We start from the raw sequence: 11,795 nt of genomic DNA, 5'->3' as shown, positions 1-11,795 counted from the left end.
AATGAAATCTAATAAGACTTTATTGCTTGCTTTGTCTTTGCCTTTGGTAAGTACTGTTTCTTTAAATGGCAGTATTCTTAACGGTGGCTTGTCTGATAAGGCGGTTGTAAATACGGCGACAGATACATCTGAAAAAGCTATTTTAAATGCAATAATGATAAATCCGACTACTGCAGATATTCTGTTTTCGGATAATACACGTTTGAGTATCGATTTTTATGGAGAGAATATCTTCAGATTCTTTAAAGATAATTCCGGAGGTATAATCAGGAAACCTGAGGCCAAACCAGATGCAGATATTCTGGTGGATTCTCCCAGAGAGAAAGTGAGTGGGGTGACATTGACTGAAAATGATGAAGAAATTGCTGTCTCTACTTCCAAAGTGAGAGTCTCTTTCGATAAACGGACTTCTTTGTTCAAGCTGATACGCTTGAGCGATAACTATGTAGTGGCTGAGGCTGCTTCACCTCTTGAGTTTTCTTCAAGGAATGTGTCTATATTTCTCAAGGAACGTAAAGATGAATACTTCTATGGTGGTGGAGTGCAGAACGGACGTTTTTCTCATAAAGGTAAGATTATAGCTATTGAGAATACAAATAACTGGACCGATGGAGGGGTGGCTTCGCCTACACCTTTCTATTGGTCTACAGCTGGTTATGGTATGATGTGGCATACTTTTGCGATGGGTAAATATGATTTTGGTGCTTCAGAACCAGAAATTGTTCGTCTGAGCCATAATACCGACTATATTGATGTGTTCTTTATGGTAAATGATAGTCCTGTAGGATTGCTTAATGATTTTTATCAGTTGACAGGTAATCCTGTTCTTATCCCGAAATTCGGTTTCTATGAGGGGCATCTCAATGCCTATAACCGTGACTACTGGAAAGAAGACGAAAACGGCATATTGTTCGAGGACGGAAAGAAATATAAGGAAAGCCAGAAAGACAATGGAGGTATAAAAGAGTCTCTTAATGGAGAAAATAATAACTACCAGTTCTCGGCACGTGCTGTTATAGACCGATATGAAGCATACGACATGCCATTGGGCTGGTTGTTGCCAAACGATGGTTATGGAGCCGGATATGGACAGACTGAAACTCTTGACGGAAACATTCAGAACCTGAAGTCGCTTACAGACTATGCCAATAAGAAGGGAATTGAGATAGGGCTTTGGACTCAGTCGGACTTGCATCCAAAGGAAGGTGTAAGTGCATTGCTCCAGCGTGATATAATAAAAGAAGTGAGGGATGCAGGAGTGCGTGTACTGAAGACTGATGTGGCATGGGTAGGCGCCGGCTACTCTTTCGGACTGAATGGTGTCGCGGATGTAGGACATATCATGCCTTATTACGGTAATAATGCACGTCCTTTCATTATTTCACTTGATGGTTGGGCAGGCACTCAAAGATATGCAGGAATATGGAGTGGTGACCAGACCGGTGGCAACTGGGAATATATCCGTTTTCATATACCCACATATATAGGCAGCGGACTTTCCGGACAGCCTAATATCAGCTCTGATATGGATGGAATTTTCGGAGGTAAGAATATACCTGTAAATGTACGTGACTTCCAGTGGAAGACATTTACACCTATGCAACTGAATATGGACGGTTGGGGAGCAAATCCGAAATATCCTCATATCCTGGGCGAACCTGCTGTTTCTATCAACCGCTGGTATCTTAAGATGAAATCCGTACTGATGCCGTATGCATATAGTATAGCAAAAGAAGCTGTCGACGGAAAACCTATGATTCGTGCCATGTTCCTGGATTATCCAAACGAATATACTTTAGGAACGGCTACTAGATACCAGTTCCTTTACGGACCGTTTATTCTCGTGGCTCCTATATATCAGGCAACAAATGCTGATGATAAGGGAAATGATATAAGAGATGGAATATATCTGCCGGAAGGTGAATGGATTGACTATTTTACCGGGGATGTATATACCGGAAACAGGATAATCAATAACTATGATGCTCCGTTGTGGAAATTGCCTTTCTTTGTAAAAAGAGGTGCTATTATTCCATTGTGTAACCCCAATAATAATGTTGGCCAGATAGATCGTACACAACGCATATATGAGGTGTATCCATACGGAAATACTGAGTTTACAGAGTATGATGATGATGGAGTTACAGAAGAGTATAAATCAGGCAGAGGGGCTACAACCCTTATATCGCAGAAACTGGATGGAGACAAGGCTGTTATTTCCATTGCTGCCACTGAAGGCGGATTCGAGGGTATGGTCAAGGAAAAGACTACTGTTGTGAGAGTGAATCTTACCGGCAAACCTAAAAAGATTACGGCCACTTTGGGAGGGAAACGTGTAAAACTTGCTGAGGCTTCGTCAATTGAAGAATTGCATGGAGGCGAGAACATGTTCTATTATGAAGAAAAACCTGAACTTAACAGGTTTTCCACAGAAGGAACGGAGATGGCTGAACTTAGTGTGGTAAAGAATCCTCTTCTTCATGTGCGTATAGCCAGGACGGATATAACAGAAACCGACATCAAACTTGAAATCAAAGGATATGAATATCTTGTGGAAGACAAGTTGCTTTCTTCGTCCGGTGAACTTATAGCTCCTGAAGCCGGAATAGCAGAAGAGAATATAACAGCATATACATTGACTCCGTCGTGGAAAAAGGTGGATAATGCGGATTATTATGAAGTGGAACACAACGGAATGATTTATTCTACAATAAAGGGTTCCGAACTGCTGTTTGGTGATTTGAAGCCTGAAACTTCCTATGCAATGAAAGTACGCGCCGTAAATAAGGATGGTGTGTCCGAATGGTCAGAAATTACTGCACAAACCAAGTCCGATCCTTTGGAATTTGCTATACGTGGAATCAAAGGTGAAACTACGTGTGAGAGTCAGGGTGGAGAAAAACCGGATAAACTTTTTAACTTTGATGAATCTGATATGTGGCACACCAAGTGGGGACAGACGGCCGTTCCGTTTGATCTTATAATGGATTTGAGATGCATAGGTCAGATAGAGAAGTTCATGTATTTGCCTCGTACAGGCGGTGGAAACGGTACACTGCAGAAAGGTACTGTATATTACAGTATGAACAAGAAAACATGGACTGAGGCCGGAAAGTTCGAATGGGAAGGCGATGATACAAAAATATTCGAGTTCAAGGATAAACCAACGGTACGATATATTAAAATTTCAGTTTCACAGGCGAGTGGTAATTTCGGCTCGGGACGTGAAATATATGTGTTCCGTGTACCTGGTTCGGAAAGTTATATCCCGGGCGATATAAATCATGATAATATCGTGGATGAAAATGATTTGACATCTTATATGAATTATACCGGTTTGAGAAAAGGTGACAGTGATTACGAGGGTTACATCAGCAAGGGTGATTTGAATATGAACGGATTGATTGATGCTTATGATATCTCGAATGTGGCGATAGTGTTGGAAGATGGAATAAACGATAATAGCATACAGTCTGTTGAAGGAACTGTAAGCGTTAAGATTGGCAAGACTGTTTATAATGCAGGCGAGACTATCGAAATAAAGGTTAGTGGTAAGGGATTGCGTTCAGTAAATGCATTGAGCTTTGCTTTGCCTTATGTTGAAAGTGATATGGAATATATCGGTACAGATGCTTACGGAATGAAAGATATGAAAAATCTTACATACGACCGTCTGCACACAAACGGCGAGAAATCTCTATATCCTACGTTTGTCAATTTAGGGGAAAAGGAATGTCTGGAGGGTGATACCGAACTTATGACTATAAGATTCAGAGCTAAGCGTAAGTTTACTCTTGACATTAGAGTCTCAGATGGAATACTTGTCGACAAACATCTTAATACAGCTGATTTCTGATTTTAATGATTACTGATAAAAATCTTTTTTACTATCTTCGCCTGATAAAAAAACAATAAATTAATATACAATGAGAAAGAGACTTTTTAATTTTTCAGCATCAGTGCTTGGAATAGCTGCAATGGCTTCCACTATGTCGTGCAGCGAACAGAAACAACCTGAATCTCCAATGAAGGTAAAAGTGGAGGAGTATGCTTCTGTAGAGTTGAAATCTGATCTGGTAAACGGACTTGGTGAAAACGAAAAGGAACTGGTGAAGATATTTTTTCAGGTAGGAAAAATTACAGACAATCTTTTCTGGAAGCAAACATTTGGCGACAAATCGCAACTTGATACAATTACCGATAGTTATGCCAAGGAATTTGCCATGATTCATTACGGTGTATGGGATCGTCTTGATGATAACAGACCTTTCATCGCCGGATATGGCGATAAGCTTGATGTATGCAATTACTATCCACACGATATAACTGCAGAAGAGTTTGATGCTTTCGAAGATGAGAATAAGGAATCATGGTACACTGTGATACGCAGGAATGAGGACGGCTCGCTGAAGAGTGTATGGTATCATGATGAGTATGCCGAAGAGATTGGTCAGATTTGTACTTTGCTGGAAAAGGCTGTGACTATAGCTGAAGATCCGGGATTGAAAACCTATCTGGAAAAACGTATTGAAGCTTTCAAGACTGATGATTATCTTGCAAGTGACCTTGCATGGATGGATATGAAGGAAAGCAAGATAGATTTCGTGACAGGACCTATAGAAAGCTATGATGACAAGTTCCGTGAAACCAAAACTTCTTACGAATCGTTTATCCTTCTGAAAGATGAGGCTAGAAGCAAAGATCTTGCAAAATTCGTTTCAATGCTTCCTGCACTTCAGAAAGAATTGCCTTGTGCTCCTGAATACAAGACTTTTGTTCCGGGAACTTCATCAGATCTTAATGTATATGATGCTGTCTATTATGCGGGTGACTGCAATGCAGGAAGTAAGACTATCGCAATCAACCTTCCTAATGATGACAGGGTACATGCTTTGAAAGGTACTCGTCGTCTTCAGTTGAGAAATGCGATGAAAGCTAAGTTTGACAAGATCCTTATGCCTATCGGAGAACTTATCATGACACCTGAACAGCAGAAATATCTTAACTTTGACGCTTTCTTCTGGAATGTTACTTTCCACGAAGTAGCTCATGGATTGGGAGTAAAGCAGACTATCAACGGAAAGGGTAGTGTGGATGCCGTGATGGGTACTGAAAAAACATCTTGGGAGGAAGCAAAGGCTGATATTCTTGGTCTGTTCATGGTTACAAAACTTGTGGAAATGGGAGAGATAACCAATATTACAGCCGAAGATGCAATAGCTACATATATTGCCGGCATCTTGCGTTCTGTAAGATTTGGGGCTGCGTCATCTCATGGTAAAGCTAACATGATGTGTTTCAATTATATGGAAAAAGCTGGAGCTTTTTCGCGTGATGCCAAAGGACAATATGTGATAGACTTCTCGAAAGCAAAGGATGCCATGAATTCATGGGCTGCTCTTATTCTCAAGACTCAGGGAGACGGTGATATTGAGTTTGCCGCTAAGTTTAGAACTGAGAACGGCGGAATAACTCCTGCGCTTCAGGCTGATCTTGACAAGATAAACGGTGCTGGAATTCCTCGTGATATAAGATTTATTCAGGGAGAGGACGTTCTTTTTGGAAAAGTTGATTGATGCATTTTCAGTGAACAAGGCATAAAAAATGATATTATATAATAGAAAACTCCTGACAGTTAATCTTTTAAAGGATTCTGTCAGGAGTTTTGTCCTATGTATGGTGCATTTTATTAATGGTGGAACAGACGAATGCCTGTGAATGCCATTGCAATGCCGTATTTGTCGCAAGTTTCGATAACATGGTCATCGCGTACAGAGCCGCCTGCCTGTGCTATGAATTCCACACCACTCTTGTGGGCACGTTCGATATTGTCGCCGAATGGGAAGAATGCGTCTGAGCCAAGAGCTACACCTTTCAGTGTGTCAAGCCATGCACGTTTTTCTTCGCGTGTCAACACTTCAGGTTTTTCTGTGAAGAACTGCTGCCATACTCCGTCTGCCAGAACATCGTCGTGATCTTCGCTGATGTAGATGTCGATAGTGTTGTCGCGGTCTGCACGGCGGATCTTTTCAACCCATGGCAAATTCAATACCTTCGGATGCTGACGCAGATACCATATGTCGGCCTTGTTTCCTGCAAGGCGGGTACAGTGGATACGGCTCTGCTGTCCGGCACCGATACCGATTGCCTGACCGTCCTTGACGTAGCATACAGAGTTTGACTGAGTATATTTCAGAGTGATAAGCGCAATCATTAGGTCACGCTTTGCTGCATCTGTAAAGTTCTTGTTCTGAGTAGGGATGTTCTGGAACAAATCGTCGCCGTTCAACTTGATTTCGTTTCTTCCCTGTTCGAAAGTTACACCGAACACTTCTTTTGTTTCGATTGGAGCAGGAACGTAGTCTGGGTCAATCTTGATTACGTTGTAAGTACCTTTACGTTTTGCTTTCAGTATTTCCAGGGCTGCGTCTGTATATCCCGGAGCGATAACACCGTCGGATACTTCGCGGTTGATGAAGCGTGCTGTTTCTTCGTCGCAGATATCGCTAAGTGCGATAAAGTCGCCGTAAGAAGACATACGGTCTGCGCCGCGGGCACGTACGTAAGCATTAGCAAGCGGAGAAAGAGGAAGGCCATCGACGAAATAAATTTTCTTCATTGTTTCGTCCAGTTCAAGACCTATAGCAGCACCTGCAGGGCTGACATGCTTGAATGATGTAGCGGCAGGCATTCCTGTAGCTTCTTTAAGTTCTTTTACTAGCTGCCATCCGTTTAGTGCATCAAGGAAGTTGATGTAACCGGGGCGTCCGTTCAGGACCTCAATAGGCAGTTCCCCTTCTTTCATGAAAATACGTGCAGGCTTCTGGTTAGGATTGCATCCGTATTTCAGTTCAAGTTCTTTAGCCATAATTTTTTCTTGTTTATGAATTCTGTTACAAAAATACTGTTTTGTCTGCTGTTTTCCTATATGGTTTTGATTTTTTTGTAATCTAAGTGTATGAAGTGTAAAAAATTAAGTGTTATCTTTACATTGTATAATAATTAATATAGGTAATTGATTATGATAGACGAATTGCTTGAATACAACAAATCTTTTGTTGAAACAAAAGGATATGAGAAATTTCTTACTACCAAGTATCCTGACAAGAAGATTGCCATTGTGACATGTATGGATACGCGCCTTATAGAGCTGCTTCCTGCTGCATTGGGGCTGAAAAACGGTGATGTGAAGATTATAAAGAATGCCGGTGGAACTATTACTCACCCGTTCGGTAGTGCCATGAGAAGTCTGTTGGTGGCAATCTACGAACTTGGAGTAGAAGAAATTATGATAATTGGGCATACCGACTGCGGTGTACAGCACATGGACAGCGATGTTATGCTTTCCCACATGCGTTCGCGTGGTGTGTCGCAGGATCATATTGAGATGATGGAATACTGTGATGTCGACCTGCGCTCCTGGCTGAGTGGATTTGATGATACTGAGGACGCTGTACGTAAAAGTGTACACATCGTACGTCATCATCCGCTGATGCCGGCAGAGGGTATCAGGGTGAGAGGATTTATCATGAATTCTGTAACAGGAGAGCTTGTGGAAATTGAAGCTGACTGATATAAAAAAAGGGCTGGAGCTTAAAGCTCCAACCCGTCTAATAGTTTTATGTAGAGGTCTATTGCCTCTTCTATCTCATTTATCATTATATATTCATCGGCCGTGTGCGAGCGGGATGATTTGCCCGGACCTATCTTCACCGATGTGAATGGCATGAGCGCCTGATCAGAAAGTGTAGGCGAGCCGAATGGCGTTTTACCCAATGCTATCGCCCGTTTCACTATAGGGTGGTCAGGAGATATGCTTGAAGAGTTTAGCCTGAATGATCTGGCCTTTATCTCGCTTCCTATATTTTTCTTTATTTCCTCAAAAAGGGCTTCGTTTGAATAGCATTCATTACTGCGGATATCTACTACAATGCTGCATGTGTCCGGGATAACATTATGTTGTGTTCCGGCATTGATTTGTGTTACTGTCATTTTTACTGGTCCGAGGAGAGGGGACTCCTTTTCAAATCTATGTGTACGGAACCATTCTATATCAGGCAGTATCTTGTAGATGGCATTGTCTCCTTCTTCACGTGCTGCGTGTCCCGAACGCCCTTGGGCGGTTACATCAAGCACCATCAGTCCTTTTTCCGCTATTGCTGGATTCATTTCTGTAGGTTCGCCCACAATGCCAAGCGTTATTGGAGGTAGCTGTGGAAGTACGCTTTCTATACCGTTTTTTCCTGAGACTTCTTCTTCGCACGAAGCAAGGAATATGAGGTTGTACTTCTGTTCAGTGGCACTGAGATGTTTATAAACCTGAAACAATGAAACTAATGAGGCTCCTGCATCATTGCTGCCAAGTCCGAACAGCTTTCCGTTATCTATTTTGGGGGTAAAAGGCTGTTTCCTCCATCCGTTTACCGGTTTGACAGTGTCAATATGGGAGTTTAAAAGAATTGTTGGTCTTGAAGTATCGAACATAGGACTTATGCACCATACGTTGTTTCCCATACGTCCTGTCATTATTCCGGACTCTTCGATATACGTTTGCAGGAAGTCGGCTGCTGCATCTTCTTCCCTGCTAATGGATGGTATCCCTATCAGAGCCTGAAGCAGTGTTACAGCTTCCGATGTGTAATAACTTGTATCTGTCATCATATAATTCTGATATTTTATGGCAAAGATATGTTTTATTTTAATATATCGTAACAGGAATGTGGTAAAATGGAAAAAAAATAATTAACTTTGCGTATTAATAATTCTAAATAAGTATATAAAATGGGCAAATCATTTTTGTCGGACCTTGTTTTCCGCCAAGCAAAAAAATATGGTGAACGGGTTGCTATAAAGTACCGTGATTATTCTTTATCTACATGGATTTCAGTGTCATGGAATAAGTTTGCAGAAAAAGTGAAATGTGCTTCGCGGGCTATGGTGGCACTTGGGGTTAAGGAACAGGAAAATGTGGGAGTATTCTCGCAGAATATGCCAGAGTGTTTTTATGTGGATTTTGGTGCTTATGCCACTAGAGTGGTAACTATACCGCTTTATGCTACAAGTTCTGAGGCACAGGTGCATTATATTGTTCAGGATGCATCTATCAGGTATTTGTTCGTTGGCGAACAATACCAGTATGAGGTTGCACGACGTGTGCAGGGACTGTGTAAATCGCTGAAACAGATAGTGATTTTCGATTCTAATGTCAAGAAACTTCCCGGAGATACAAATTCTATTTATTTTGATGAGTTCCTTAAAATGGGTGAGGACGAATCATTGCAGGCAGAAGTGGAAAAACGTACGGAAGCATCATCTCCTGAAGACCTGGCAAATATTTTATACACTTCAGGTACTACAGGAGAGTCGAAAGGGGTAATGCTTCATCATTCATGTTTCGAATATGGAATAAAGGCGCATTATGGACGTTTGAAGACTCTGTCTGATAAAGATGTGATAATGAATTTTCTACCGTTTACTCATATTTTTGAACGTGCGTGGTCGTACTTATGTATCGACAGAGGATGTACTTTATGCGTGAATTTGAGACCGGCGGATATTCAGAAGACCATAAAGGAAATACGTCCTACCGCGATGTGCAGTGTACCCCGTTTCTGGGAAAAGGTTTATGCCGGAGTTATGGATAAGATAAACGAAACTACCGGAATAAAGAAAAAACTTATGCTTGATGCACTAAAGGTGGGAAAAGAATATAACATAGACTGCCTGATGAACGGTAAGGAGCCTTCAGGTATTCTTAAAATGAAGTATAAATTCTATGAGAAAACTATCTACAGTCTGCTGAAGAAGACTATCGGTATAGAAAATGGAAACTTCTTTCCTACAGCAGGAGCTGCAATCCCACCTAAAGTTGAAGAATTTGTGCGTTCTGTGGGTATAAATATGATTGCCGGCTATGGACTGACTGAGACTACGGCTACTGTTACCTGTCAATGGATTGATGATTATAAAATAGGTTCCGTTGGTAGAGTACTTCCTGGTGTGCAAATCAAGATCGGTGAGAATAATGAAGTTCTGGTAAAAGCTGAAACCGTAACTAAAGGATATTACAACAAGGAAGCGATGACTAAAGAATCGTTTACCCCAGACGGATGGTTCCGTACGGGAGATGCGGGATATATCGAGGACGGACGTCTGTATCTGACAGACCGTATAAAAGACCTTTTCAAGACTTCGAACGGTAAATACATCGCTCCTCAGGCTATTGAAACAAAACTGGTAGTAGATAAATATATTGACCAGATTTCAATTATTGCAGACCAGAGAAAATATGTTTCTGCTTTGATTGTTCCTGAATATTCGCAGGTCAAGGCATACGCTGAAAGCAAAGGAATTAAATATTCTGATATGAAGGATTTGCTTGAGAAACCGGAAATCCAGGAACTGTTCCGCATGCGTATAGATACGCTTCAACAGGAATTTGCCCATTATGAACAGATAAAGAAATTTACTTTGCTGCCTGAACCTTTCAGTATGGAGAAAGGCGAACTGACTAACACACTGAAAATAAAGAGGCCTGTACTGATGAAGAACTATGCGGAGCAGATAGAGAAGATGTATGAGGAGTAACTTGGTCATTTTGTGATTTTTGACTAACTTTGTAGCCGCAAAAAAGGAATAAGATGATTACAATAGAACAACTTAAGGATTTAAAGGAACGTACAGAGGCGCTCTACCGCTATCTGGATATAGAAAACAAGTTGGTACAGGTAGAGGAAGAACAGCTCCGCACTCAGGCACCGGGATTCTGGGACGACGCAAAGAAGGCTGAAGCACAAATGAAAAAGGTAAAAGGACTTCAGGCTTGGATTGATGGATATAAGGAGGTTAAAACTCTTGTTGACGAACTGGAACTGTCATTCGATTTCTTCAAGGATGAATTGGTGACAGAACAGGAAGTTGATGAAGCTTATAACAAGGCTCAGACGGCTGTTGAGGAACTTGAATTGAAGAACATGCTTCGTTCTGAAGCTGACCAAATGGATTGCGTACTGAAAATAAATTCAGGTGCAGGAGGTACTGAAAGCCAGGACTGGTCGTCAATGCTTATGCGTATGTATATGCGTTGGGCTGAAAGTAATGGTTATAAACTTTCTGTAGCAAACCTTCAGGAAGGTGATGAGGCCGGTATCAAAACAGTGACTATGAATATCGAAGGTCCGTATGCATACGGCTACCTGAAAGGAGAAAACGGTGTTCATCGTTTGGTGAGAGTTTCTCCATATAATGCTCAGGGTAAGCGTATGACTTCATTTGCTTCTGTTTTCGTTACACCTTTGGTTGACGATTCTATAGAAGTTACTATTGAACCGGCCCGTATGTCATGGGATACATTCCGAAGTGGCGGTGCAGGAGGTCAGAACGTCAATAAGGTTGAATCCGGAGTTCGTTTGCGCTATCAGTATAAAGATCCTTATACTGGTGAAGAGGAAGAAATCCTTATTGAGAACACCGAAACACGCGACCAGCCTAAAAACAAGGAAAATGCGATGCGTCAGTTGCGCTCTATACTTTATGATAAGGAGTTGCAGCACCGTATGGAAGAACAGGCTAAGGTTGAAGCCGGAAAGAAGAAAATCGAGTGGGGCTCACAGATACGAAGCTATGTGTTCGATGACCGTCGCGTGAAAGACCATCGTACAAACTATCAGACATCAGACGTGAATGGTGTGATGGATGGTAAGATAGATGGATTCATCAAGGCTTACCTGATGGAGTTCTCAGACAGTGAGGCTTGATTTCTGATAAAATTTTCTGTTCTGTTTTTGGTTTTTGTC

The 11,795-nt window shown here is 41.5% G+C and carries 7 protein-coding genes; 5 read left to right on the top strand and 2 right to left on the bottom strand.

Features of this window, described 5'->3' with window-relative positions; all coding sequences use genetic code 11:
* Position 1 precedes the first annotated feature (1 nt).
* Both I6E24_RS02780 and I6E24_RS02775 read left to right on the top strand, forming a co-directional pair.
* The gene (locus I6E24_RS02780) at positions 2-3,856 is read left to right on the top strand and encodes a TIM-barrel domain-containing protein (RefSeq protein ID WP_235326040.1); all 3,855 of its coding nucleotides are present in this window, start codon (positions 2-4) and stop codon (positions 3,854-3,856) included.
* Between the two features lie 70 nt (positions 3,857-3,926).
* Positions 3,927-5,576 carry a dipeptidyl-peptidase 3 family protein gene (locus I6E24_RS02775; RefSeq protein WP_235326038.1) on the top strand — a complete coding sequence of 550 codons (1,650 nt, stop codon included), beginning with the start codon at positions 3,927-3,929 and terminating at the stop codon, positions 5,574-5,576.
* 113 nt (positions 5,577-5,689) lie between these two features.
* Here the strand turns inward: I6E24_RS02775 and I6E24_RS02770 are convergent, their stop codons facing one another.
* Entirely contained in the window at positions 5,690-6,868 is a 1,179-nt protein-coding gene (locus I6E24_RS02770; protein ID WP_235326036.1) for a phosphoribosylaminoimidazolecarboxamide formyltransferase, read from the bottom strand.
* 153 nt (positions 6,869-7,021) lie between these two features.
* On the opposite strand from I6E24_RS02770, the gene I6E24_RS02765 reads away from it, so the two are divergent.
* The gene (locus I6E24_RS02765) at positions 7,022-7,573 is read left to right on the top strand and encodes a beta-class carbonic anhydrase (RefSeq protein ID WP_235326034.1); all 552 of its coding nucleotides are present in this window, start codon (positions 7,022-7,024) and stop codon (positions 7,571-7,573) included.
* 20 nt (positions 7,574-7,593) lie between these two features.
* Here I6E24_RS02765 and I6E24_RS02760 read toward each other — a convergent pair whose 3' ends face one another.
* Positions 7,594-8,658 carry a M20 family metallo-hydrolase gene (locus I6E24_RS02760; protein ID WP_235326064.1) on the bottom strand — a complete coding sequence of 355 codons (1,065 nt, stop codon included), beginning with the start codon at positions 8,656-8,658 and terminating at the stop codon, positions 7,594-7,596.
* A 123-nt stretch (positions 8,659-8,781) separates the two neighbouring features.
* Here I6E24_RS02760 and I6E24_RS02755 point away from each other — a divergent pair, with 123 nt between their 5' ends.
* Both I6E24_RS02755 and prfB read left to right on the top strand, forming a co-directional pair.
* Positions 8,782-10,587, top strand: a complete 1,806-nt coding sequence (locus I6E24_RS02755) for an AMP-dependent synthetase/ligase (RefSeq protein ID WP_235326032.1) — start codon at positions 8,782-8,784, stop codon at positions 10,585-10,587.
* A 53-nt stretch (positions 10,588-10,640) separates the two neighbouring features.
* The gene (gene prfB, locus I6E24_RS02750; protein ID WP_235326030.1) at positions 10,641-11,756 is read left to right on the top strand and encodes a peptide chain release factor 2; all 1,116 of its coding nucleotides are present in this window, start codon (positions 10,641-10,643) and stop codon (positions 11,754-11,756) included.
* Positions 11,757-11,795: the final 39 nt, after the last annotated feature.

This window comes from Bacteroides caecigallinarum, assembly GCF_021530995.1.
In the GTDB taxonomy this organism is placed as follows: Bacteria; Bacteroidota; Bacteroidia; order Bacteroidales; family Bacteroidaceae; genus Phocaeicola; species Phocaeicola faecigallinarum.
This window is presented reverse-complemented; position numbering and strand designations above follow the sequence as displayed.

Coding starts and splice junctions, on each gene's coding strand:
- I6E24_RS02775 (WP_235326038.1), top strand. CDS start 3,927: ATGAGAAAGAGACTTTTTAATTTTTCAGCATCAGTGCTTGGAATAGCT.
- I6E24_RS02760 (WP_235326064.1), bottom strand. CDS start 8,658: ATGACAGATACAAGTTATTACACATCGGAAGCTGTAACACTGCTTCAG.
- I6E24_RS02780 (WP_235326040.1), top strand. CDS start 2: ATGAAATCTAATAAGACTTTATTGCTTGCTTTGTCTTTGCCTTTGGTA.
- I6E24_RS02770 (WP_235326036.1), bottom strand. CDS start 6,868: ATGGCTAAAGAACTTGAACTGAAATACGGATGCAATCCTAACCAGAAG.
- I6E24_RS02765 (WP_235326034.1), top strand. CDS start 7,022: ATGATAGACGAATTGCTTGAATACAACAAATCTTTTGTTGAAACAAAA.
- I6E24_RS02755 (WP_235326032.1), top strand. CDS start 8,782: ATGGGCAAATCATTTTTGTCGGACCTTGTTTTCCGCCAAGCAAAAAAA.
- prfB (WP_235326030.1), top strand. CDS start 10,641: ATGATTACAATAGAACAACTTAAGGATTTAAAGGAACGTACAGAGGCG.